Source organism: Photobacterium sp. R1 (assembly GCF_054600795.1).
Map to the genome: position 1 here is coordinate 118,864 of NZ_BAAHZP010000001.1, position 24,791 is coordinate 143,654.

Annotated in this window: 25 protein-coding genes; all 25 read left to right on the forward strand. The window is 53.2% G+C overall.

Features of this window, described 5'->3' with window-relative positions:
* Window positions 1-37 precede the first annotated feature (37 nt).
* The 25 genes from ACYP03_RS00600 to flhA all read left to right on the forward strand — a co-directional run bounded on the left by ACYP03_RS00600 (window position 38) and on the right by flhA (window position 24,760).
* Window positions 38-1,186 carry a flagellin gene (locus tag ACYP03_RS00600; protein WP_248143595.1) on the forward strand — a complete coding sequence of 383 codons (1,149 nt, stop codon included), beginning with the start codon at window positions 38-40 and terminating at the stop codon, window positions 1,184-1,186.
* Between the two features lie 343 nt (window positions 1,187-1,529).
* Complete coding sequence (locus tag ACYP03_RS00605) at window positions 1,530-2,681, forward strand: flagellin (protein ID WP_248143596.1); 1,152 nt, start codon at window positions 1,530-1,532, stop codon at window positions 2,679-2,681.
* 63 nt (window positions 2,682-2,744) lie between these two features.
* Complete coding sequence (locus ACYP03_RS00610; protein WP_248143597.1) at window positions 2,745-3,191, forward strand: flagellar protein FlaG; 447 nt, start codon at window positions 2,745-2,747, stop codon at window positions 3,189-3,191.
* A gap of 22 nt (window positions 3,192-3,213) precedes the next feature.
* Window positions 3,214-4,587 carry a flagellar filament capping protein FliD gene (gene fliD, locus ACYP03_RS00615; protein ID WP_248143599.1) on the forward strand — a complete coding sequence of 458 codons (1,374 nt, stop codon included), beginning with the start codon at window positions 3,214-3,216 and terminating at the stop codon, window positions 4,585-4,587.
* Window positions 4,588-4,611: 24 nt separating this feature from the next.
* Complete coding sequence (locus tag ACYP03_RS00620) at window positions 4,612-4,911, forward strand: flagellar rod protein FlaI (RefSeq protein ID WP_248143600.1); 300 nt, start codon at window positions 4,612-4,614, stop codon at window positions 4,909-4,911.
* Between the two features lie 15 nt (window positions 4,912-4,926).
* On the forward strand, window positions 4,927-5,331 hold the full coding sequence (gene fliS / locus ACYP03_RS00625) for a flagellar export chaperone FliS (RefSeq protein WP_248143602.1): 405 nt from the start codon (window positions 4,927-4,929) through the stop codon (window positions 5,329-5,331).
* 229 nt (window positions 5,332-5,560) lie between these two features.
* Window positions 5,561-7,024, forward strand: coding sequence for a sigma-54 dependent transcriptional regulator (locus tag ACYP03_RS00630; RefSeq protein WP_330960773.1), 1,464 nt, complete (start codon window positions 5,561-5,563; stop codon window positions 7,022-7,024).
* A 176-nt stretch (window positions 7,025-7,200) separates the two neighbouring features.
* Window positions 7,201-8,262 (forward strand): sensor histidine kinase, encoded by a 1,062-nt coding sequence (locus tag ACYP03_RS00635; protein ID WP_330960772.1) that lies wholly within the window; start codon window positions 7,201-7,203, stop codon window positions 8,260-8,262.
* A complete protein-coding gene (locus ACYP03_RS00640; protein ID WP_248143606.1) occupies window positions 8,259-9,656 on the forward strand; it encodes a sigma-54-dependent transcriptional regulator in 1,398 nt (465 codons plus the stop codon). The genes ACYP03_RS00635 and ACYP03_RS00640 overlap by 4 nt, the downstream gene beginning before the upstream one ends.
* A 118-nt stretch (window positions 9,657-9,774) precedes the next feature.
* Window positions 9,775-10,086 carry a flagellar hook-basal body complex protein FliE gene (fliE, locus tag ACYP03_RS00645; RefSeq protein WP_248143607.1) on the forward strand — a complete coding sequence of 104 codons (312 nt, stop codon included), beginning with the start codon at window positions 9,775-9,777 and terminating at the stop codon, window positions 10,084-10,086.
* Window positions 10,087-10,102: 16 nt separating this feature from the next.
* Complete coding sequence (gene fliF, locus ACYP03_RS00650; protein WP_330960770.1) at window positions 10,103-11,839, forward strand: flagellar basal-body MS-ring/collar protein FliF; 1,737 nt, start codon at window positions 10,103-10,105, stop codon at window positions 11,837-11,839.
* Entirely contained in the window at window positions 11,829-12,872 is a 1,044-nt protein-coding gene (gene fliG, locus ACYP03_RS00655) for a flagellar motor switch protein FliG (protein WP_248143609.1), read from the forward strand. Before fliF ends, fliG begins: the two co-directional genes overlap by 11 nt.
* An 18-nt stretch (window positions 12,873-12,890) precedes the next feature.
* Window positions 12,891-13,706 carry a flagellar assembly protein FliH gene (fliH, locus tag ACYP03_RS00660; RefSeq protein WP_459778079.1) on the forward strand — a complete coding sequence of 272 codons (816 nt, stop codon included), beginning with the start codon at window positions 12,891-12,893 and terminating at the stop codon, window positions 13,704-13,706.
* The gene (gene fliI / locus ACYP03_RS00665) at window positions 13,703-15,019 is read left to right on the forward strand and encodes a flagellar protein export ATPase FliI (RefSeq protein ID WP_330960767.1); all 1,317 of its coding nucleotides are present in this window, start codon (window positions 13,703-13,705) and stop codon (window positions 15,017-15,019) included. Before fliH ends, fliI begins: the two co-directional genes overlap by 4 nt.
* A gap of 39 nt (window positions 15,020-15,058) precedes the next feature.
* Window positions 15,059-15,499 carry a flagellar export protein FliJ gene (gene fliJ / locus ACYP03_RS00670; protein ID WP_248143613.1) on the forward strand — a complete coding sequence of 147 codons (441 nt, stop codon included), beginning with the start codon at window positions 15,059-15,061 and terminating at the stop codon, window positions 15,497-15,499.
* An 88-nt stretch (window positions 15,500-15,587) separates the two neighbouring features.
* The gene (locus ACYP03_RS00675; protein ID WP_459778083.1) at window positions 15,588-17,042 is read left to right on the forward strand and encodes a flagellar hook-length control protein FliK; all 1,455 of its coding nucleotides are present in this window, start codon (window positions 15,588-15,590) and stop codon (window positions 17,040-17,042) included.
* A 59-nt stretch (window positions 17,043-17,101) separates the two neighbouring features.
* The gene (gene fliL / locus ACYP03_RS00680) at window positions 17,102-17,593 is read left to right on the forward strand and encodes a flagellar basal body-associated protein FliL (protein WP_330960764.1); all 492 of its coding nucleotides are present in this window, start codon (window positions 17,102-17,104) and stop codon (window positions 17,591-17,593) included.
* 7 nt (window positions 17,594-17,600) lie between these two features.
* On the forward strand, window positions 17,601-18,647 hold the full coding sequence (gene fliM, locus ACYP03_RS00685; RefSeq protein WP_248143618.1) for a flagellar motor switch protein FliM: 1,047 nt from the start codon (window positions 17,601-17,603) through the stop codon (window positions 18,645-18,647).
* A 12-nt stretch (window positions 18,648-18,659) separates the two neighbouring features.
* Complete coding sequence (gene fliN, locus ACYP03_RS00690) at window positions 18,660-19,052, forward strand: flagellar motor switch protein FliN (RefSeq protein WP_248143620.1); 393 nt, start codon at window positions 18,660-18,662, stop codon at window positions 19,050-19,052.
* A gap of 6 nt (window positions 19,053-19,058) precedes the next feature.
* The gene (gene fliO, locus ACYP03_RS00695) at window positions 19,059-19,448 is read left to right on the forward strand and encodes a flagellar biosynthetic protein FliO (protein ID WP_330960762.1); all 390 of its coding nucleotides are present in this window, start codon (window positions 19,059-19,061) and stop codon (window positions 19,446-19,448) included.
* Window positions 19,448-20,299, forward strand: coding sequence for a flagellar type III secretion system pore protein FliP (gene fliP / locus ACYP03_RS00700; protein ID WP_248143839.1), 852 nt, complete (start codon window positions 19,448-19,450; stop codon window positions 20,297-20,299). Before fliO ends, fliP begins: the two co-directional genes overlap by 1 nt.
* A gap of 22 nt (window positions 20,300-20,321) precedes the next feature.
* Window positions 20,322-20,591, forward strand: a complete 270-nt coding sequence (fliQ, locus tag ACYP03_RS00705) for a flagellar biosynthesis protein FliQ (protein ID WP_248143624.1) — start codon at window positions 20,322-20,324, stop codon at window positions 20,589-20,591.
* Between the two features lie 7 nt (window positions 20,592-20,598).
* Complete coding sequence (gene fliR, locus ACYP03_RS00710; protein ID WP_248143626.1) at window positions 20,599-21,381, forward strand: flagellar biosynthetic protein FliR; 783 nt, start codon at window positions 20,599-20,601, stop codon at window positions 21,379-21,381.
* 20 nt (window positions 21,382-21,401) lie between these two features.
* The gene (gene flhB / locus ACYP03_RS00715; RefSeq protein ID WP_248143627.1) at window positions 21,402-22,532 is read left to right on the forward strand and encodes a flagellar biosynthesis protein FlhB; all 1,131 of its coding nucleotides are present in this window, start codon (window positions 21,402-21,404) and stop codon (window positions 22,530-22,532) included.
* Between the two features lie 131 nt (window positions 22,533-22,663).
* The gene (gene flhA, locus ACYP03_RS00720; RefSeq protein WP_248143629.1) at window positions 22,664-24,760 is read left to right on the forward strand and encodes a flagellar biosynthesis protein FlhA; all 2,097 of its coding nucleotides are present in this window, start codon (window positions 22,664-22,666) and stop codon (window positions 24,758-24,760) included.
* Window positions 24,761-24,791: the final 31 nt, after the last annotated feature.

A 24,791-nucleotide genomic window follows, 5' to 3' on the forward strand; every position in this document is an offset into this window, starting at 1 on the left:
CTGTTTCGCTAACAGCGAAAAGTCAAAGGAGAGCAAAATGGGTGTAACAGTAAACACCAACGTGTCTGCCATGACTGCGCAGCGCTACCTCAACAAAGCATCTGAGGGCCTGAGTCAATCAATGGAGCGTCTATCTACGGGTAGTCGTATTAACAGCGCGAAAGATGATGCTGCAGGTCTGCAGATCTCGAACCGTCTGATTGCTCAGACCCGTGGTCTGAACGTCGCGATGCGAAATGCCAACGACGGTATCTCGATTGCACAGACCGCAGAAGGCGCGATGCAGGAATCAACCAGTATCCTGCAACGTATGCGTGACCTGTCCCTGCAATCAGCGAACGGCGCGAACTCTGACAGCGACCGTGTGGCGATTCAGGAAGAGATCACTGCATTGCAGGATGAGCTGAACCGTATCGCAGAGACCACGTCGTTCGGTGGCCGTAAACTGCTCAACGGCACCTTTGGCGAAGCAGCCTTCCAGGTGGGTGCGGATGCCGGTGAGGCCATTGTTGTGGGTCTGGACAGTGTGCGTGCCGATGAGCCGCAAATGGGTGGCAGCCTGCTGGTTTCGTCCAACGCAATTAAGCCGGATGCAACGCTGTCTGCTGATACCAGTATCGAGCTGAGCGTAACGGCGAAAGACGGTACGGTTACGCCAGTGACCATTGGTCTGATTGGCGGTGACGATGTGGAAGAGATCGCAACTCGTATCAATGGTCAGAACAGTCTGATCAATGCATCCGTGACTGAGAAAGGCGAACTGCAGCTGGTTTCCAGCGACGGTACAGTCGGTGTGACCAACGGTGCGATCAGCATGCTGAATACCGATGGTTCAATTACTGCTGGTGACATTGCAGGTACTGCGACCGATGTAACCGTGTCTCAGATCAACGTCTCGACTGCAGGTGGTGCACAGCGTGCAGTGCCGCTGATCGACTCCGCACTGCAGTACATTGACAGTATGCGTGCAGATCTGGGTGCGAAGCAGAACCGTCTGTCTCACACCATCAACAACCTGGCCAATACATCTGAAAACGTGTCTGCGTCGAACAGCCGTATCCGTGATACCGACTTCGCGAAAGAAACAACAGATATGACCAAGAACCAGATTCTGCAGCAAGCCAGTACCTCAATTCTGGCTCAGGCGAAGCAGATCCCGCAGTCTGCACTGAACCTGCTTCAGTAAGCAGAAGTTCAACTGCAATTCAAAACGGCAAAGTGGCAACGCTTTGCCGTTTTTTGTTGTCAGATTGATCGCAATTTTTTGTCATTAAAATCATCAAAAATTCAGTAAAGTTTTTCTCCCTGCCGCCGATAACCTTTATAGAACAAGAAAGTGCACTCTATCCCGAACATCAGACGAAATGATCTTGTGTTCAGAATCACACTTTTTTGCCCAGTAAAAAAATTTCAAAAAAAACCTTAAAGCTTTCTTCACCCATGCCGTTAAAGGTGATGTACGAAGAATAACTCGGACTTGCCGGCTGAGCTGGTCAAGCCACCAAGAAACATAAGTAAGGAGAATTACTATGGCAGTTACAGTCAATACTAACGTTTCTGCAATGACCGCTCAGCGTTACCTGAATAAAGCTAGCGACAATACAGCAGCTTCAATGGAGCGTCTGTCTACCGGTTCACGCATCAACAGTGCTAAAGATGACGCAGCAGGTCTGCAAATCTCTAACCGTCTGATGACTCAGAGCCGTGGCCTGGATGTTGCTGTTCGCAACGCCAACGACGGTATCTCAATGTCACAGACCGCTGAAGGTGCGATGCAGGAAACAACCAGCATTCTGCAACGTATGCGTGACCTGTCTCTGCAATCAGCAAACGGCTCGAACTCTGATGGCGACCGTAAAGCGATTCAGGAAGAAGTTACTGCACTGAACGACGAACTGAACCGTATCGCTGAAACCACTTCTTTCGGTGGCCAGAAGCTGCTGAACGGTACTTTCGGTACCCGTGCGTTCCAGGTGGGTGCTGACTCAGGTGAAGCCGTACAGATTACTCTGAAAAACATGCGTTCTGACGGTGCTGACATGGGTGGTAGCCTGCTGGTTTCTACCAACGGTGTTGCAGACAAGAACTCTACACTGGATGCAGACACGACAATTGAACTGAGCGTGACTGATGCAGACGGCAACGCGACTGCAGTAAGCGTTGACCTGATCGGCGGCGATGACATCGAAGAAATCGCAACCCGTATCAACGGTCAGAACGATCAAATCAACGCTTCTGTAACTGAGAAGGGTGAGCTGCAGCTGTTCTCTTCTGAAGGTACTGTAGGTGTTACTACCGGCACTATCGCAATGACTGATACTTCAGGCAACGCGGTTGATGCATCAATTGCAGGTACTGCAGGAAATGTGACTGTTTCTCAGCTGGACGTGAGCACCATTGGTGGCGCACAGCAGGCAGTTTCAATCCTGGACGGTGCAATGCAGTTTGTTGACTCTCACCGTGCAGAGCTGGGTGCGAAACAAAACCGTATGGATCACACCATCAGCAACCTGAACAACATCAACGAAAACGTGACTTCTTCTAACAGCCGTATCCGTGATACTGACTTTGCGCAAGAAACCACGAACCTGACGAAGAACCAAATCCTGCAGCAAGCGTCGACTTCTATCCTGGCGCAAGCGAAGCAGGCGCCTCAGGCGGCACTGAGCCTGCTGGGCTAATCCGTTCTATGAAGCGGCAGGGGCAAGCCCTTGCCGCTTTTTTCGATCAGAAGGTATCAGACCATGGACGTTAAATCTGTATTAAACCCTTCATTTCTCTCCCGCTTTTCTTCATCAGGTCAAAAATCCACTGTTGGCACGGATGTTGCAAAATCCTCTACTGGTCATTCGCAAGATAATTCTTTGACGGTCAAGACCCAGAGCCCAGGCGCAACAAATGCATCTTCACCGAGTGATGTCAGACGTGTAGAGCAAACTGCAAAACTGGAAGAGCATCGTCAGCTACAGCGCCAGCAATTGGAAAAGCTGGTGGAAAGTATTGAAGATTTTATTGGCTCAATGAACAAAGGCCTGGCATTCCGCATTGATGAAGAATCCGGACGCCAGGTTGTCACCGTGTATGAAAAAGAAAGCGGTGAAGTGGTTCGCCAGATCCCTGATGAAGACATGCTGGTTTTATCCCGTCAGATTGCCTCGTATACGACCGGCCTTCTGACGACAAAAGTCTAACGGTTACAGGTTGAGGTTGTAGATGAATATTGGCCCAATGGGTACGGCTTCCGGCTTGGATATCAATGCCATGGTCGACAAGATCGTCGCTGCTGAACGGGCGCCAAAAGAAGAGCGCATCAATCAGCGTCGTGATCAGGCAAATGTCGAGCTGAGTGCTTATGGCCGTTTAAAAGGCGCTCTGGATGGAATGAAAAGCCTGATGGCGGAGTTTCGTCAGGATCAATCTTTATCTGCACGAACAGCATCATCCGATAATCAGGACATGGTGTCGGTTCGCGCCAGCCATGAAGCCCAGCCGGGTCGTTATACGGTTGAAGTGAAACAGCTGGCAACCGCACACAAGATTGCCTCGGCGGCGGTGGATGACAAAGTGGCACTAGGTGCCGGAAAATTGACACTATCGGTGGGCGGTCAGTCTTTTGACGTTTCCATCGACAGTAATGAAAGTAAGCTGCTGGATGTCGTCCGGCAAATTAACCGCCATCCCGATAATCAAGGGGTGCTGGCGTCAGTAATCAAAGACAGCAACGGTGCGCGTCTGGTGCTGACCTCGGACAAAACCGGCGAGCACAATCCGTTGAAAGTCACGGTTGATGCGGCGCCAGGCAGTCCGTTACAACAGTTTGCGTTTGACGGCAATCAGCCTGCCAGTCCGATGCTTGAAATGCAGGCTGCGGCGGATGCAAAAGTATTGATTGATGGTCTGGCTGAAGTCAGCAGCGAGACCAACACGTTGAACGATGCGATTCCCGGCCTGGATATGGATCTGAAACAGCTGTCGGCTGAAAGTGACAAGCCACAGGCCGTGATTGAAGTGGGTTATGACCGGGATAAAGCCGGTGCCCAGATTGAACGTTTCGTGAATGCTTATAATCAGTTTTACGATACGGCGATGGAGCTTGGGAAATTTGACCCGGGCACACAGGATAAAGGACCCCTGGTCGGCGACAGTATGCTGCGTTCATCGGTTCAGCAGCTGCGAAATGCTTTCAGCACACCGCTGGAAGATGGCCCGGCCAGCATCCAGACACTCAGCGAGCTGGGTATCACGACGTCGATGACCGGTCATCTGGAAATCGACTACGATAAGCTGGATAACCAGCTGAACCGGAATTTTGCGGATGTGGGCGAGTTTTTTGGCAGCCGGAAAGGGTTTTCCCGTCGTATCGAGGATCTGTTGCATGCTTATACCGGTGCAACCGGCAGTATCTCGAACCGCGAGAAGAGCATTAACGAACAGGTCATGAAGCTCGGTACAGAAGAGCGTGATCTGGACCGCCGGATGGAAAGCGTCTATCAGCGCACCCACGACCAGTTTTCCGCAATGGATCATGCCATGGGGCAGATGCAGAGCCAGCTGGGTTCAATGATGAGTATGATGCCGCAAATGTAACGGCAGAGAACGGGAGGGAAGGCAATGTCAGTCAAGATGATGCAAACCCTGGCCGACATTGATCAGCAATTGAATCAGTTGATCAATGATGGCTCAGACATTGATGTGGAGAAGCTGCATCAACTGCTGGCGGATCGCCAGACAGTGCTCAACGATCTGAAGGCGATTCCGGAGTTATTGGACAAAGAGAGTTGGCAGGAAGCCATCGACAGAACTTCAGATTTGCTGACAAAGTTACGCGAACGACGTGAATTGTCGGCAAATCAATTGAAACGATTACAGCACGGACAACGTTCGGTGCAGACATATAATCAATTTCGCTAAGGTAACATCATGGTCATGAGAGGAAATCTACAGGCTTATAAGCGAGTCTCCGTAGACAGTCAGTTAACATCAGCTTCACCACACCGTGTGATTCAAATGCTGATGTCTGGTGCCGTTGAGCGCTTGATTCAGGGCAAAGCGGCCATGGAACAGGGTTCAATCTCCATCAAAGGTGAGCGTCTGGGCAAGGCGTTGGATATCGTTATCAGTTTGCGTGGCTGCCTGTCGTTTGAAGACGGTGGCGAAGTCGCAAAGAATCTGGATTCTCTGTATCTGTACATGATTGAAAAAATCACGATGGCGAACCAGACCAACGACAGCTCACATGTTGATGAAGTGATCGATATGCTGAGAGAAATTAAATCTGCGTGGGATCAAATTCCCCCTGAGTATCACAATATTACACAGATGGAGTATTAATACGTTTAATACTTATCTGTAAACGTTCTCATTCCAAAGCGCAATTTAGAGAACCATAGCCAATAAATTGCGTAACACAGTACATTCCGTGGCACTGGGCTCACAGCTTTTCACAGTGCCCGGTTGCCAAGTCCTGTTCTTTTATTACAATGGACAGCAATTAATAGTTGGTTGCTGTTCCGTTCGAATACGCCATAAGAATAGATAAAGACAGGCAAATATCACTTCTATGCAAGGTTTAGCTAAAACCCTCGTCATTGATGACGACCCGCAACACCGCCACGATCTCAGCGTGATCCTCAATTTTGTCGGTGAGCAGCATGAAGCGATATCCACCGATGAAGCAGACAGTGCACTATGGGACCAACCCTGGGGCGCCTGTTTGATCGGTCATATCCATTCTGTGAAGAAACAGAATCAGGTGCTGGAACAACTGCGTCAGCGGTATCAAATCCCTGTACTGACCATGCCCGAGCTTGAAAAAGCGGTTGCAGGTCTGCCCAATTTCGTTGGGATACTGGCTCACCCGCTGCATTACACTCAGCTGATGGACGCGCTGCGACATTGCCAGGAATTTCTGGGTAAAAACAGTTTCCAGGTGCCGCAACTGGCGCGAAAAAACACATTGTTCCGCAGCATGGTCGGCCGCAGTGAAAGTATCAGCCAGGTCCGTCATCTGATTGAGCAGGTGGCCGGTACTGATGCCAATGTTTTGATCCTCGGTGAATCCGGCACCGGCAAAGAAGTGGTTGCCCGGAATATTCACTATCACTCCTCCCGCGGAAAGGGGCCGTTTGTCCCGGTGAACTGTGGCGCGATCCCGCCAGATCTGCTGGAAAGCGAGTTATTTGGTCATGAAAAAGGGGCGTTTACCGGTGCAATTTCTGCCCGGAAAGGACGCTTTGAGTTAGCTGAAGGCGGCACACTGTTTCTGGATGAAATCGGCGATATGCCGATGCCGATGCAAGTTAAGCTGCTGCGGGTGATCCAGGAGCGATGCTTTGAGCGTGTTGGCGGAAATCAGTCGATTAAAGCCAATGTGCGGATCATCGCAGCCACGCACCGCAACCTGGATCAGATGATCGCAGAGAATCAGTTCCGTGAAGATCTGTATTACCGGTTGAATGTGTTCCCGATTGAAACCCCGTCCTTGCGTGAACGTCTGGAAGATATTCCGTTGCTGTTGCAGGAATTGCTGACCCGTATGGAAGCTGAAGGGGCGAAGCCTGTTCACTTCACGCCGCGCGCCATTACTTCCCTGATGGAACACGACTGGCCGGGCAATGTGCGGGAACTGGCGAATCTGGTTGAGCGGCTGATGATTCTCTATCCGGGAGAAATGGTCGACGTGAATCACTTGCCAGTGAAATATCGCTACTGCGAGTTACCGGATTTCCGGCCGGAAGAGCGGGCCATGTCCATTGAAGACGAAGAACGTGCTTTACTGGCAGATGTCTTCTCCAGCGGTTATCAGGATAACGAAGAGAACTTTGGATTCAGCGATCTGCCGCCTGAAGGACTGAACCTGAAAGAAATGCTGGCTGAGCTTGAAGTGGATATGATCCGTCAGGCACTGGAGGCGCAGACAGGTGTGGTTGCCAGAGCCGCAGACATGCTGGGCATGCGACGGACAACACTGGTCGAAAAAATGCGCAAGTACAACATTTCGACCAAAGAAGTGAACAACGCTTAATTGCCGGCAGGGCTGATTTTGTGAATTTTTTGCCCTGTCAGAAGAGCGGTGTCAAATTTATGACATCGCTCTTTTTTTATTTTAAGTTCCTAACACATTGATTTTTTTGTGGTTATTTTTGGCATAAAACATGCTTAACCCTTATGAGTTAGGGAATCGAGTCAAAAGGTGTCAAGGTGGAAGAAGGACAGTCAGTCTCTCCGTTGGGAAACCTCAGCCAGCAGGTCAGCCGTTATAAGCAGGTCCTTGAAGTCATGCCGACAGGCGTGATCTTGCTCGATGGGATGGGAAAAGTATGTGAAGCCAACCCCGAAGCTGTCCGCCTGTTAGGAGAGCCGCTGGCTGGAGAGCGCTGGGTGGCTGTGATCCAGCGTGCATTCGCACCTCAGGACGATGACGGCCACGAAATCTCTCTGCGCAGTGGTCGTAAAGTGAAGCTGGCAATTTCAGCATCGGACAGTGGTCAGCTGATTGTGATTACGGATATGACGGAAACCCGTCTGCTCCAGTCCCGGTTCAGCGAAATGCAGCGTCTGTCGTCACTGGGCCGTATGGTCGCGTCACTGGCGCATCAGGTCAGGACTCCCTTGTCCAGCGCGATGCTGTATGCCGCCAACTTATCTTCGCCCCAACTGACACCACAGACACGGGACAGGTTCCAGACCAAGCTGATGGACAGGCTGCGTGACCTGGAAAAGCAGGTGAACGACATGCTGTTATTTGCCAAAGGCGGCGATAACAAAGTCGTTGCGCCTTTCACACTGGAATGTCTGTTCAATGAGCTGGACGCCATGATTGAAGCTCAGGTGGTGGCGAGTCAGGTTGATTTCTCGATCGAGTGTGATGATGAAAGCCCCTGTATTTTGGGGAACGTCAATGCGCTCGCCAGTGCGATTGGCAATCTGATCACCAATGCGATTCAGATGGCGGGTAAGCAGTGTACCGTCAGCCTGTCGGTCCTTTGTGAGGATGACATCATCCACCTGAGTGTGAAGGATAACGGGCCGGGTATTGAGCCCGAGATGCAGCAGAAAGTCCTGGAACCTTTTTTCACCACACGGCAGCAGGGCACCGGCCTTGGATTGGCGGTGGTACAGATGGTCGCGAAGGCGCACAACGGCGGCCTGTCCCTGTATTCCGTACCGGGAGACGGCGCTACATTCACTCTGAGTCTGCCGATGGCTGCATACACAGAGCCTGGTAACCATGAACTGACAGTAACAGGAGAAGGGCGATGACAAGCCGTGTACTGATCGTTGAGGATGACGAAGGACTGCGCGAGGCCCTGGTCGACACGCTGGCACTTGCCGGCTATCAATGGCTGGAAGCGGAAAGTGCGGAGCAAGCACTGTTACAGCTGAAGTCTGAAAAGGTCGATATTGTTGTGTCCGATGTTCAGATGGCAGGTATGGATGGACTGGGTTTGTTGCGCAATATCAAACAGCACTGGCCCAAATTGCCGGTGCTGCTGATGACAGCGTATGCCAACATCGAAGATGCCGTGGCAGCCATGAAAGATGGCGCGATTGATTACATGGCAAAACCTTTTGCGCCGGAAGTGCTGCTGAACATGGTCAGCCGCTATGCACCGGTGAAAGCGGAAAGCAGTCATGCTGTGGTGGCGGATGAAAAAAGTCTGAAGTTACTGGCACTGGCTGAGCGGGTGGCCCAGACGGATGCCAGTGTCATGGTGCTGGGACCAAGCGGTTCCGGAAAAGAAGTAATGTCCCGCTACATTCATCAGCACTCTACGCGATGTGAAGGGCCGTTTATCGCCATTAACTGTGCGGCGATTCCTGACAATATGCTGGAAGCCACATTGTTTGGTTATGAGAAAGGTGCTTTTACCGGTGCCGTTCAGGCATGTCCGGGTAAGTTCGAGCAGGCGCAGGGCGGTACGATTCTGCTGGATGAAATCAGTGAAATGGACCTGAACCTGCAGGCGAAGTTACTCCGCGTCCTTCAGGAACGTGAAGTGGAAAGGCTGGGCAGCCGCAAAAGTATCAAGCTGGATGTGCGTGTCCTGGCGACCAGTAACCGCGATCTGAAGCAGTATGTGGCGGAAGGAAATTTCCGGGAAGACCTTTACTACCGATTGAATGTATTTCCTCTCGTCTGGCCAGCACTGGCGGAACGGCCGGGAGATATTTTGCCGCTGGCCAGTCATCTGGCTGAGCGACATTGTCAGAAACAGGGATTACCGGCGCCCGTTTTCTCGAAAGCCGCACAAACCCGACTATTGCAGTACGGCTGGCCGGGTAATGTCCGCGAGCTGGACAATGTAGTGCAACGGGCACTGATTCTGGCGGGAGACGCAGAAATCGGCGGTGAACACATCCTGCTGGAAGGACTGGACTGGATGGATGCACAAGGATTACAGCAGGCGGTCACAACCGCGGCGCCTGTCGCTCCGGTTGCCAGTGAGAGCCTTTTTATCCCTGTACCAGCCGGTGTCAGTTCGGAAGGTTTGGGCAGTGAACTGCGTGAACAGGAGTTCGCAATTATTCTCGATGCGATTCAGGCCTGTGAAGGAAAACGGAAAGAAGTCGCTGAGCGTTTAGGCATCAGTCCGCGTACGCTGAGGTACAAACTGGCCAAGATGAGGGACGCCGGAATCGAGATCCCAGTTTGACTATAAAAGATGAAATAACAGATTAATTTCATATTTTTGGCGTTAAGCTTGCACAACTTTATCTTTTAAAGACGCGATGGCAAATCAATCGTCAAAAAAAGTAGCACGGAGATAACAGATGAAAGTCAACGGATTACTGTCAGAAATGCAGGCATTGAAAATGGAGGCCACGAATACCTCCCGTCCGGCGACCGGCGCGCAGGTAAGTGCCGATTTTGGTGCTGCCCTGCAAGACGCCATCCAGAATGTGAACGGTCTGCAAAAGACGTCCAGTGAACTGAGCAGCCGTTTTGATCAGGGCGACCGCAGCATTTCGCTGTCGGATGTGATGATCGCCCGGAACAAATCCAGTGTCGCTTTTGAAGCAACGGTTCAGGTTCGGAATAAGCTGGTTGAGGCTTATAAAGAACTGATGAACATGCCGGTTTAATTCAGGAATTAAGTGAGTGTCGGAACAAACATCCAACGAACTCGCCGTAGCGGGTAATGCACCAGCCCCGATCGTTTCCGATAGCGATCTGGAGCTGCAAAATCCGGATCTTGAAGAAAAGAGTGCCACGCGTGTAGACAGCATGCTGGGCAATCTTGATTTGCTGCGTCAGGTGATCCTGGTACTGTCAGTGGCGATTTGTGTTGCCTTGATTGTCCTGGTCGTGGCGTGGCTGAAAGAGCCGGAAATGCGGCCATTAGGAAATTTTTCCACGGAAGAGTTGATTCCGATTCTGGACCATTTTGACCAGAAGAAGATCGAATATCAGCTTGATGGCAATACCATTCGTGTCCCGGCCGATCAGTACGGGGCGATGAAGTTAGAGCTGACTCGTGCCGGGCTGAACAATCCGACTGCGGAAGGAGACGATATCCTGCTGCAGGATATGGGCTTTGGTGTTTCACAACGTCTGGAGCAGGAGCGTCTGAAGCTCAGCCGTGAGCGTCAGCTTGCCCGTGCGATTGAACAAATCAGCCAGGTGCGTAAAGCACAGGTTCTGCTGGCAATGCCGAAACAAAGTGTTTTTGTTCGTCATAATCAGGAAGCAACGGCCAGTGTCTTCTTAACGCTGAGTACCGGCGGCACGTTGGGGCAGCAGGAAGTCGACTCGATTGTCGATATGGTGTCGACCGCAGTTCCCGGTCTGAAACCGAGCCGTGTGACGGTCACGGATCAACACGGTCGTCTGCTGAGTTCAGGCACGGAAGACCCGGCAGCCACCGCGCGCCGGAAAGAATACGAGCTGGAGCGGAAGCAGGAACAGGCGCTGCGTGAAAAGATTGATGCGATTCTGATCCCTGTCCTTGGTCTGGGTAACTACACCTCACAGGTGGATGTCTCGATGGATTTCAGCGCGCAGGAAGAAACTCAGAAGCGTTTTGATCCGAATACGCCGTCGACCCGAAGTGAATACACGCTGGAAGATTACAACAATGGCCGGGCTGTAGCCGGGATTCCGGGGGCACTGAGCAATCAGCCGCCGCAGGATTCGTCTATCCCGCAGGATGTGATCGATCTGCAAACCGGCAAGGGCGGCGACGGTTCTGTCCACCGTGAAGCGACTCGAAACTTCGAGCTGGATACCACGATTCGTCATAAGCGCTCTCAAACCGGAACAATCAGTCGTCAGACTGTTTCTGTTGCCGTGAACTATAAGCAGCAGGTGAATCCGGAAACCGGTGAATTGACCCGGGTGCCGGTGACGGAAGCGGAACTGGTGAAAATTCGCCGCCTGCTGATGGGTGGTGTTGGTTTCCTTGAAGGTCGCGGCGATATGCTGGAAGTGATTTCCGTACCTTTTGCTACACCAGAGCAAGAGCGTGTGGTCGACATGCCGATCTGGGAACATCCGAATTTCAATACCTGGGTACGCTGGCTGGCAGCTGCGTTGGTGATTGTTGCTGTCCTGCTGATTCTGGTACGTCCTGCGATGCGCAAATTGTTGTATCCGAATCAGGCTGCCGATGGTACGCCACTGGATGAAAACGGTATGCCAATTCTCGGAGACGGTGATGAGCTGATTGGTGCTGATCTGGATGGTGTTGAGGGGATTGACCTGACAAACAGTAATCTGGAACTGCCGAATCTGCACAAAGATGATGACCTGCTGAAAGCGGTGCGTGCACTGGTAGCGAATGAGCCGGATCTGGCGGCGATGGTAGTGAAGAACTGGGTATACGAAGATGGCAAATGAAGTCGCGACTACTGAAGAAAAGCCCTTTGACATTGAAAGTCTGAGCGGCACGGAAAAAGCGGCGATCTTACTGCTCAGTCTGAATGAGCAGGATGCTGCTTCGATTATCCGCCACCTCGAGCCGAAACAGGTTCAGCGGGTGGGTGGTGCCATGGCCAGCATGAAGGAACTGAGCACTGAAAAAGCCTCGGCTGTTCACCGTCAGTTTCTGACCGATATTCAGAAATACACCAGCATTGGTATGGGCAGTGCGGACTTCGTCCGCAATACCCTAATTGCAGCATTGGGTGAAGACAAGGCGAATAACCTGGTTGATCAGATCCTGATGGGCAGCGGCTCCCGTGGTCTGGATTCACTGAAATGGATGGATCCGCGTCAGGTGGCCAGTATCATTCTCAACGAGCACCCGCAGATCCAGACCATTGTTCTGTCTTATCTGGATCCGGAGCAGTCGGCCGAGATCCTGTCGCAGTTCCCGGAGCGGGTCCGCCTGGATCTGATGATGCGGATTGCCAACCTGGAAGAAGTTCAGCCGGCGGCACTGCACGAACTGAACGACATCATGGAGAAACAGTTTGCAGGTCAGGCTGGTGCTCAGGCCGCGAAGATTGGCGGCATGAAGGCTGCAGCCGATATTATGAACTATCTCGACAACAACATCGAGGGTCTGCTGATGGAGCAAATCCGCGAGAACGACGAGGAGATGGCGGTTCAGATCGAAGATCTGATGTTCGTCTTCGAGAACCTCGCCGAGGTCGACGACCGGGGTATCCAGAGCCTGCTGCGCGAAGTGCCGCAGGAACTGTTGCAGAAAGCCCTCAAAGGTGCCGACGATATGCTGCGTGAGAAAATCATGCGTAATATGTCCAAGCGTGCTGCTGAGTTGCTGATGGACGATCTGGAAGCCATGGGACCAATCCGTGTTTCTGACGTGGAAGCAGCGCAGAAAGAAATTCTGTCCATTGCCCGTCGTTTGGCTGAAGCCGGTGAGCTGATGCTGAATGGTGGCGGTGGTCAGGATGAGTATCTCTAATTCAGTTGGGGAAACAGAATGACGATGGAACGCCGTCGCGGCTTTGTGCGTTTGAGTGGTCATCAGGCTGAAGAACTGGAACGCTGGGCATATCCGGATTACACCGAAGCCGATCATGCGCCAGCGGACAATGCCCTGAATTACGATCCCAGCTGGCGGCCTGCGGTAATTGATACCGACGAACCTGAACCCCAGCCTCTGACAGCTGCTGAACTGGAAGACATCCGTCAGTCTGCGTATGAAGAGGGGCTGGATGAAGGCCGGGCTGCCGGACATGCAGAAGGTTTTGAAACCGGCCGTCAGGAAGGTGTTGCCACTGGACATCAGGAAGGTCTGGAAGCTGGCCGGGAAGAAGGGCTGGCAGCCGGTCAGGCGGTAATCGATACACACGTTGCCAGCCTGACAGACATTGTGAATCAGCTGGCTGAGCCTTTACGGCAGGTCGACAATGAAGTCGAGAGCCAGTTAGTCAATATGGTTCTGGCTTTAACCCGGGAACTGATCCGAGTCGAGGTCCAGACCAACCCGCAGGTTATTCTCTCAACGGTCCGGGAAGCGGTGGCTGCGTTACCGCTGGCTTCGCAGCAACTGACGCTTCAGTTACATCCGGAAGATCTGGCCCTAGTCGAGTCGGCATACGGCCAGCAGGAGCTGGAAAATCGTCATTGGCAGTTACTGGCTGAGCCAGGACTGTCTCGTGGGGATGTTCAGGTTGCAGCCGGAGATTCCAGTGTTGATTACCGGATGGAGGATCGAATCCGTCACCTGTTGTCGCAGTTTCTCGGTATGAATAACCGCCCGGCCGATGAAGCGCCGCAGGAGTCCGGGGAATGACCCTGACACAACGTCTGGCGAGTTACCAAACACAATCACTGGCCTGCAGGCCTGTCGCCTCCGGGCGGCTGGTCCGAGTGGTCGGCCTGACTCTGGAAGCCATTGGCTGCCGTGCTCCGGTCGGCAGTGTCTGCCAGGTCGAAGCCATTCAGGGCAACATTGAAGCTGAAGTCGTCGGTTTTAGTGGTGAGACCCTTTTTCTGATGCCGAGTGAACAGCTGACGGGCGTGATGCCTGGGGCCAAGGTGACGCCGCTGATGCATGATGGCGGCTTGCCGGTCGGTCCTGAACTGCTGGGCCGGGTGATTGACGGAATGGGCAATCCGCTGGACGGCAAAGGCCGGCTCTATACCGCATCACGCGCTTCTCTGAATGCTGAGCCAATTAACCCCCTCGCACGTAAACCGATTCATGACCCCCTTGATGTCGGCCTTAAGGCCATCAATGGCCTGCTGACGGTTGGTAAAGGTCAGCGGATTGGTCTGTTTGCCGGTTCCGGCGTCGGTAAGTCCGTGACGCTGGGTATGATGACCCGGGGCACGACAGCACAGGTGGTTGTCGTGGGTCTGATCGGTGAGCGTGGGCGCGAAGTGAAAGAATTTATCGATGAGATCCTGGGCGAAGAAGGCCGTCAGCGAGCTGTCGTTGTTGCAGCACCGGCCGATGCCTCCCCACTGATGCGCTTGAAAGGCTGCCAGACCGCACTGACGGTTGCGGAATATTTCCGCGATCAGGGGCTGGACGTGCTGCTGTTAATGGATTCTCTGACCCGCTTTGCACAGGCACAGCGGGAAATTGCATTGTCGATTGGCGAACCGCCAGCGACCAAAGGTTACCCGCCTTCTGTTTTTGCCAAGTTACCGGCATTGGTGGAGCGTGCGGGAAATGGCGGTGAAGATCAGGGTTCTATCACGGCCTTCTTCACCGTTCTGACGGAAGGAGACGACCTTCAGGATCCGATAGCGGATGCCTCAAGGGCCATTCTCGATGGCCACATTGTCTTGTCGCGTGAGATGGCGGACGCCGGTCACTATCCGGCGATCGATGTGGAACGTTCTGTCAGCCGGGTGATGCCCGCCATTGTCAGTGAAGAGCAGATGCTGATGTCGAAAGCTGTCCGTCAGATTTTGTCTATATGCCGTAAGAATCAGGAACTGGTTGCGATCGGGGCTTATAAACCCGGCACCGATCCGGCCATTGACCAGGCGTTCACGCTGAAACCCAGGTTGGATGCATATCTGCAGCAGGGAATGAAAGAATCGGTTCCTTACGAGATGTGCGTCAATATGCTGCGTTCCACGCTGGGGGCCTGAAGATGATAATCGCGGGTCAGAAAGCCACGGGAGGCTGTCATGTCTGAACGGGCGCTGGTACTTATTCTTGAACAGGCGAAAGAAAAAGAACACAACGCTTTTCTGGCGCTGGAACAGGCGAAACGCGACCTGGACAGTTTTTATCTGCAGCGGGAACAGATTGAAAAATATCGTTTTGACTATTGTCGGCAGCTGACGGAGCGGGGGCAGAACGGTCTGACCGCCAGCCAGTTCAGTCATCTGCATAAGTTTCTGGGGCAGCTGGATGAAACGCTGGCCCAGCAAGCCGCGGCGGGCAGAGAATTTGAACGCCAGGTTGAGCAGTGTGCAGAGATCTGGCAGGAAACCCGGAAAGATAAAAAGTCCGTGGAATGGCTGCTGGAGAAAAAAGAAGCGGAACGTGAACTGCGCCTGGCACGTCAGGAGCAGAAACTGATGGATGAGTTTGCGACCTTGCAGTCTGCCCGACGAGCCCGCTGAGCGGTTTGTATAAGATGGTTCGTTTTTTGCATGTCTCCCTTTAGCGCGACGACTTGGAACGTCAAATAATTGTCAAAGTAAGGTGGGTATGAAACCGTCCAGTAGCATTTCTGTCGATTTTGGTTCGTCCGGAACCGCTCTCCGCCCGGGGAAGACGGCTCGGCCTGACAGCCGTGAAGAGCAGAGCCCGCCGGGTTTTTCATCCAGTTTTGAGTCAGCGGTTCGCTCTGACAGAAAGGCTGAGAGTGGGCGTCAAAAAATTGAATCTTCTTCTGCCCAAACTTCGAATACCCGTAAACAGCCTGTCAGTGAATCTCAGGTTGAGGGCGGCAAGCGGCAGGAAAAAGCAGGTGGGACCACCGGCAAAGAAAAAATGAAGTCCTCAGACGAGACGAAAGGCTCGGATGAGCACGACGAAACCGCCTCTGAAGGCAATGAGAATCAAATTCGAGCGGATGCGGAAGCGCTCCTCGATAGGCTGAATGCATCCAGTCAGCAATTGCAAACGGCAAAGGATGGCAAAGATTTGCCACCGGAGGCGGAATCCCTTGAAGGGGAAGAGGCTGCGGCGGCATTACTGGCTGGCGGAGCTGCCTTACAGTCAGCGCAAACCGGTGCGAAGGCCACTGAAGCCAGCGAGGCCGAATTGGGTCCTGAAGCCGATGTGTTGACGGCTGGCCGCCAGGGGAAACTGGCGCAACTGCTGGCAGCACAGGAAAAGACGCAGACCGATCCGAAAACGAAAACATCTGACAGTGCCGTTTTTGCCGGTGTTCAGACATCAGCTCCGCTGGAGACTGCCAGTGCCGACAGTAAAGCGCAACCAGAGTGGCTGAATGAAGCCATTGCCCGGCTGACGGCTTCGAAAGGCGGTGAAGCGGGGATGTCTGACGGCGGCAGTGCCGGAAATCCCCAGAGCAACGGGAATCCCGGGTTGGCAGCGGGCATGAATGCCGCACTGGCTGATGCCGGACTCCAGCTGGACGCTGCTCAGACAGATTCGCAATCTGCAGCAACTGGCGCAGTCTCCGGACAGCATCAATCGTTACAGACCATGGCTGCCGGCCTGCAGCGCGCAGATACGGCACAGGCTCAGCAACCGCCATTGCCTCTGCAGCGTGACATGGCCGGGGAGCAACTGGCTGAACGTGTTCAGATGCTGATGAGCAAGAATCTCAAGCAGGTGGATATCCGCCTGGACCCGCCTGAACTGGGCCGTTTGCAGATTAAACTGCACATTAACAATGATCAGGCGTCGGTTCAGTTCAATGTCGGGAATGCGCAGACCCGGGAACTGGTCGAGCATGCGATGCCGAGGCTGCGCGAATTGCTGCAGCAACAGGGGCTTCAGCTGGCACAGAGCAGTGTACATCAGGACAGTGGTCAGCAACTGGCAGGCCAGCATACCGGCGGTCAGCAGCAGGGTGAGGCCGGTTCTTCACGCGGCGGGCAAAGTGGTCAGCTTCAGTCCGATGAAGACGTCGGCAATGCGGTTGCCATGACGGTCAGTGAACAACGCGACGGGATTGATTACTATGCCTGAGCCTGAAAAGGTTCAGGTCAGAGCATCACAGAGACAATTTACCTTTAGGTCACGGAATTATGGCTGAAGAAGCGACAACAACTACAAACAGCAAAAAGCGCCTTATTTTATTATTACTGGCTTTGATTCCCGTGCTTCTGGGCGGTGGGGCTGCATGGTATTTTCTGTCGGGCGATTCGTCGTCAGCCGATTCGGCCAGTGCTGATATCGCCAAGGCCGCCGGAAAACCCGAGCCTGCTTATTACGTGATTTTGCCGCACCCCTTCATTTTTAATGTCATGGGGGATACCCAGCAGCGTCTAGTCCAGGTCAAGGTTCAGCTGATGGTGCGGGGAGACGACAATGATACCCTGGCCCGCCAGCACATTCCGTTGGTTGAGAGCACGCTGCTTCAATCTTTTGGAGCCGCCAGTGTTGAGCAGCTGCGTTCGCCAAGCGGTCGTCTTGAGCTGCGTCAGCAGGCGCTGCAATCTGTACAGTCAGCACTGGTGAAAGTGTCTGGCAATCCTGTCGTCGAACAGGTTCTGTTTACCGGCTTCGTAATGCAATAGGTTTCTTGTGACTGATTTACTTACCCAAGACGAAATTGATGCGCTGCTGCACGGCGTCGATGATGTAGACGATGATCAACCCAAACAACAGGATGGTCCTGGGGTTATCTCATTCGACTTTTCATCTCAGGACCGCATTGTCCGCGGCCGGATGCCAACGCTTGAGCTGATCAACGAGCGCTTTGCCCGTCATATGCGGATCAGCCTGTTCAACATGCTGCGCAAGACCGCAGAAGTTTCAATTAATGGCGTACAGATGCTGAAGTTCGGTGAATACCAGAACACGCTGTACGTACCGACCAGCCTGAACATGGTGCGTTTTCGTCCGCTGAAAGGCACCGCATTGATTACCATGGAAGCCCGGCTGGTGTTTATTCTGGTGGAAAACTTCTTCGGTGGTGATGGCCGGTTCCATGCCAAGATTGAAGGCCGTGAGTTTACGCCGACCGAGCGCCGTATCGTTCAGATGCTGCTCAAGCTGGTTTTTGAAGACTATCGTGAGGCCTGGTCACCGGTCATGGGAGTGGAGTTTGAATATCTCGACTCCGAAGTGAACCCGACGATGGCAAACATTGTCAGCCCGACCGAAGTGATTGTGGTCAGTTCCTTCCACATTGAAATCGATGGCGGCGGCGGTGATTTCCACGTTGTGATGCCGTATTCCATGGTGGAGCCTATCCGCGAACTGCTCGATGCCGGTGTCCAGAGTGACAAGATGGATACCGACGTTCGCTGGAGCAAAGCACTGCGCGATGAGGTGATGGACGTCGAGATCAATCTGCGTGCAAAACTGCTGGATATTGACCTGACTCTGCGTGATCTGATGGAGCTGCGCAGCGGCGATGTGATCCCGGTGGAAATGCCTGAATCGGCCACGCTCTTTGTGGAGGATCTGCCGACTTACCGCGGTAAAATGGGCAAATCCGGCGATCATGTCGCAATGAAGATAACAGAAAAACTAAAGCGGCCCGATACGGTGAAGACAGACTTGGCATTCCTGGATGGGGATGAACTGAGCCCGACATTCTCCGTCACAGACCCGATTGACGATTAATACAGGTGATTTATGTCAGAAAAAGATCAACATGTTGCTGACGACTGGGCCTCTGCCCTCGCGGAACAGACCAGCGACGGCACGATTGAAACAGCACCGCTGGAAGAACTGAAAGACGAGAGTACGCCGATTTCAGATGATGAGCGTCGTCGTCTGGATACCATCATGGACATTCCGGTCACCATTTCGATGGAAGTGGGCCGGACGAAGATCAGTATCCGTAACCTGCTGCAGCTTAACCAGGGTTCGGTGGTTGAGCTGGACCGTGTGGCTGGTGAATCACTGGATGTACTGGTGAACGGCACGCTGATCGCGCACGGCGAAGTGGTCGTGGTCAACGACAAGTTCGGTATCCGCCTGACTGATGTGATCAGTCAGACTGAACGTATTAAGAAGCTGCGGTAATCGGGCATGACGGGAAAGAAAATCATGCTGGCCGCAGTGCTGGCTTTCTCCGGGCTGCCTGCTTTTGCCGCGGCACCAGAAATAGATATGGGCGCGACATTTGGGTCGCTGCTGCTGGTTCTGGTGCTGATTGTTTTTCTGGCCTGGCTGCTGCGCCGGATGAAACTGCCCGGGGTGACCGGGGGCGATAATGGCCTGCAGGTGATCCGTCAGGTGGTTGTCGGCCAGCGTGAGCGGATTGTCCTGGTTCAGGTCGGTGAAGAACAACTATTGATTGGCGTCACGCCTCAGAACATTTCTATGCTGACCAAACTGGATCAGCCGTTGCCTGTCGAAACACGCACTGGCAATGGTGAGTTCGCTCAGCAACTCAGTAAGCTGTTGAAAAAACAATGATGCACCGACTGAAATTACTGCCATGGATTGCGGGGCTGCTGTGTCTGCTGATGTCCGGGCTGGCCCTGGCACAAAGTGAAGAGAGCGGCCTCGGTAATGTCGCCGGCAACAGTGTGACTGTCAGTGAAATGAAAAGTGACAAAGGTGCCGCGACTCTGATGACCACCAAGGGTGGTGGCGGGATCCCGGCATTTTCTGTTTCGGTGAACCCCGACGGCACTGAAGACTACTCGGTGACGTTGCAGATTCTGGCGCTGATGACAGCGCTGGGTTTCCTGCCGGCCATTGTCATTCTGATGACCTCATTCACCCGGATTGTGGTGGTGATGTCGATTCTCCGTCAGGCGCTGGGCTTACAGCAGACGCCATCGAATCAGGTGATCATCGGGATTGCCCTGTTCATGACTTTCTTCGTGATGTCGCCGGTGCTGGATGAAATCAACACCAAGGCCGTTCAGCCCTATATCAATGAAGAAATGTCCGCCCGGGAGGCGCTGAATGTCGCACAGGTACCGCTGCGCCAGTTTATGCTCAAGCAAACGCGGGTGAAGGATCTGGAAACCTTCGTCAACATGTCTGGTTCGACGGCAACCGATCCGCAGGAAGTGCCAATGACCGTGCTGATCCCGGCCTTCATTACGTCTGAACTGAAAACCGCTTTCCAGATTGGTTTTATGCTCTTCCTGCCGTTTCTGATTATTGATCTGGTGGTGGCTTCAGTACTGATGGCAATGGGGATGATGATGCTGTCGCCGATGATTGTCTCCCTGCCGTTTAAGCTTATGCTGTTTGTGCTGGTGGATGGCTGGAATCTGATCCTGTCGACGCTGGCCGGCAGTTTTGGCACCTGAAGACTGAAGCAGGAGACGCACAATGACGCCGGAATCCTTTGTTGAAATCTTTCAGGAAGCCCTCTATATGGTCTTGCTGATGGTTGCGCTGATCGTCGTACCTGGCTTGCTGATTGGTCTGATTGTTGCCATTTTTCAGGCGGCAACGTCGATCAACGAACAGACGCTGAGTTTCTTACCGCGTCTGGTCGTGACGCTGGTCGCGCTGATGCTCTTTGGTCATATGATGACCCGGATGCTGATGGATTATTTCTATCGCATCATTGAGCAGATCCCGCAGATTCTTTACTGAGCCGGCCATGCATTATCCTGCAGAGATTATTCTTGAGTGGCTGGCCAACTACTTCTGGCCGCTGACCCGGATCGGCGCCATGATGATGAGCATGACGTTCTTCGGTGCCCGTTTTGTCTCGATGCGGATCCGGCTTTACCTGTCTCTGGCTGTCACCTTTGCGGTGATGCCTGTCCTGCCGGCTGTGCCGGATACCATTCCGTTACTGTCATTTCAGGGATTCCTGACCACGGCTCAACAGGTGGTGATTGGCGTGGCAATGGGGCTGGTGACTCAGTTTGTGACCCAGACCTTTGTGTTGCTGGGCCAGATACTGGGGATGCAGTCGAGTTTGGGTTTTGCCTCTATGGTGGATCCGGCAAACGGCCAAAACACGCCCGTGCTGGGCCAGTTTTATATGATGCTGGCCATCATGCTCTTTCTGGCAACAGACGGTCATCTGGCGATGCTGAATCTGGTGGTGCTCAGTTTTACCACGCTGCCGGTGGGAACCTCCATGCTGCAAGCGGTTGATTACCAGCTGCTGGCGGGCTGGTTTGGTCTGATGTTTAAAGCCGGACTGACCATGTCGCTGGCCGGGATTATTGCGCTGCTGACTGTCAATCTGTCATTCGGCGTCATGACCCGGGCCGCGCCGCAGCTGAATATTTTCTCGCTGGGATTCTCGTTCGCCCTGTTACTGGGCTTATTTATCAGCTGGTATCTGCTGGTCGGGATTCTGGCGCAGTATGAAGATCACTGGCAGCTGGGCACAGAGCAAATCTGCAGCCTGATCCGGCTGGATTGCTGAGATAAAAGGGAGAGGCACTGGTGGCTGATTCAGACGGTCAGGAACGTACAGAACAGGCAACCCCCCGAAGGTTGCAGCAGGCGCGGGAAAAGGGTCAGGTACCGCGCTCAAGAGAACTGGCGTCCGTCGCAGTCCTGGTTTCAGGCGCTGTGGGTCTGATGTGGTTTGGCGAAATGCTGGCGACTGCGATGAGCGAAGTCATGCGTAAGCTGTTTACCCTCAGTCGTGAAGAAGTGTTCGATTTCACCAAGCTGCTTTCGCTGACCGGAGATGTCATTCTGCACATGCTCTGGCCGTTGCTGCTGGTGCTGTTGTTTCTTTTTGTCGCAGCTCTGATTGGTGCTTCAGCCCTGGGCGGAATCACTTTTTCCGCTGAAGCCGCGCGCCCCAAGTTTTCCCGGATGAACCCGCTCAGCGGCTTGAAACGCATGATGGGCAAGCAAAGTGCGGTCGAACTGGTGAAGTCAATACTGAAGGTCAGCCTTGTCGCCGGTGTCGCTTACTTCCTGATGTACAGCAGCCTGGAAGGTTTCTTTCAGCTTAGTATCGAAACTTATCCGGGGAATATCTTCCACGCTCTGACGATTTTGCTGAGATTTGTCCTGCTGATCTGTTGTTCGCTGCTGGTGGTGGTGGCGATCGATGTACCGTTTCAGATCTGGCAGCATAACGAACAGCTGAAGATGACTAAGCAGGAAGTCAAAGACGAGTACAAAGATGTGGAAGGTAAGCCGGAAGTCAAAGGACGCATCCGGATGCTGCAGCGCGAAATGGCACAACGGCGGATGATGGCTGAAGTTCCGAAAGCGGATGTCGTGATTACCAACCCGGAACACTTTTCCGTGGCGTTACGCTACGATCCGAAGCTTGACCGGGCACCTGTGGTGGTTGCGAAGGGCACGGATCATATGGCAATGAAAATTCGTGAAATTGCCAACGAATATCAGATTGATATCGTGCCTGCGCCACCGCTGGCCCGTTCGTTATATCACAGCACAGAGCTGGAGCAGCAAATCCCGGATGGGTTGTTTGCGGCCGTGGCGCAGGTGCTGGCTTATGTCTTCCAGCTGAAACAGTACCGTCGTGGTCATGGAAAGCGTCCGAAACTTTCCCCTGTGGCGATGGATATTCCGTCTGAGTTACGGCACTAAAAAGTTTTGGCTGCAGGTCAAAAAATTGACTTCCCGAAGCGGTATAAAATTTGCTTTATGCGAAGCTTAGCCTGTTCAGTTACACAAAGGTTGTAACTGGCAATTACTTGATTCCAACCCAGTAAGAATGCATGAAGCTGTCGATACCTTTTTCTGATAAATTGCCTTTACACCGATTGCAGTCGTTGCCTGCGATGGGTGCTCCAATCATGGTACTGGCGACGCTGGCAATGGTGGTATTGCCAATGCCGCCGCTGTTGCTGGATATGGCGTTCTCTTTCAATATCGCGCTGGCCCTGGTGGTGTTGCTGGTGACGGTGTACACCCGCCGCCCGCTCGACTTTGCTGCTTTCCCGACCGTCCTGCTGATTGCAACACTGTTGCGTCTGGCGCTGAATGTGGCGTCAACCCGGGTGGTGCTGCTCAATGGTCATGAAGGTTCAGACGCTGCAGGTCAGGTCATCGATGCTTTTGGTTCCGTGGTGATTGGCGGTAACTATGCGGTCGGTCTGGTGGTCTTCCTGATCCTGATGATCATCAACTTTATGGTCGTGACCAAAGGTGCCGGCCGGATTTCTGAAGTCAGTGCCCGATTTACCCTGGATGCATTGCCGGGTAAACAGATGGCGATTGACGCCGACCTCAATGCCGGGCTGATTGATCAGGAACAGGCCCGGACCCGTCGCAGTGAAGTTACCAAAGAGGCTGACTTTTATGGTTCGATGGACGGTGCCTCGAAATTTGTCAAAGGGGATGCCATTGCCGGTATCCTCATTCTGTTTATCAACATCATTGGGGGTCTGGTCATTGGGATGGGCCAGCACGGTTTGGCGTTCGCCGATGCCATTCAGATCTACAGCCTGCTGACCATTGGTGATGGTCTGGTGGCCCAGATCCCGTCACTGCTGCTGTCAATCGGCGCCGCCATGATGGTGACCCGTCAAAATACTGACGAAGATATGGGGCAGCAGATGCTGTTCCAGATGTTCAATAACCCGCAGGCACTGATTATCACGGGCGGCATTCTGTTCGTCATGGGGGTTGTCCCCGGCATGCCGCATATTCCGTTTCTGCTGCTGGCTCTGATTATCGGACTGATTGCATTCTGGCGGATCAAGAAAGAACAGCAGCAAAAAGCACTGGCTGAAGCCGAACCGCCTGCCGAGCTGGACAGCAAACCACCACAGAAAGAATTGTCATGGGATGATGTACAGCCCATGGATACCATCAGCCTGGAAGTGGGTTACCGTTTGATCCCGATGGTTGATAAAGAGCAGGGTGGTGAGTTGCTGGAGCGGGTGAAAGGGGTCCGGAAGAAGCTGTCGCAGGACTTTGGTTTTCTGATCCCGCCGGTTCATATCCGCGATAACCTGGAGCTGCCGCCCAATACTTACCGGATCAGCCTGATGGGCGTGAATAACGGTGAATCGAACATTCACCCGGATATGGAACTGGCAATTAACCCCGGTCAGGTTTTCGGCAGCCTGGAAGGGGAGCGCACTACAGACCCGGCATTTGGCCTGGAAGCGATCTGGATTCTGGAATCGCAGCGTGAGCATGCGCAGGCACTGGGTTATACCGTGGTGGATGCGGCCACTGTGCTGGCAACGCACCTGAGTCAGATCCTCGTCAATAATGCCTCGCAGCTGCTCGGACATGAAGAAGTGCAGAACCTGCTGGAAGTCCTGGGTCAGTCGACACCGAAGCTGGTGGATGGATTTGTACCGGATCAGCTGCCGCTGGGTGCGGTCGTGAAAGTCCTCCAGAACCTGCTGCATGAAGGGGTGCCGATTCGTGATATCCGCACGATTGTTCAAACCTTGTCCGAGTATTCCGGCAAGAGTCAAGATCCTGACATTCTGACCGCCGCGGCACGTATTGGCCTGAAACGTCTAATTGTTCAGGAAATCAATGGTATAGAGGTCGAGCTTCCTGTGATCACCTTGGTTCCAGAGTTGGAACAAATATTGCATAAGACTATGCAATCCAGCGGAGGAGAATCCTCCGGAATTGAGCCTGGTCTGGCTGAACGTCTGCAACGTTCTCTGACAGAAGCCACACACCAGCAGGAATTGAAAGGTGAGCCAGCAGTACTGCTGACCTCAGGGGTACTGCGAGGCACGCTGGCGAAATTTGTGAAAAACACCATCCCGACACTTCGGGTGCTCTCGTACCAGGAAATTCCGGATGAGAAGCAGATCCGAATTGTGAATGCTGTGGGTAATTAGGTGTCACTGGCTGACTGAGTCAGCTGCAACG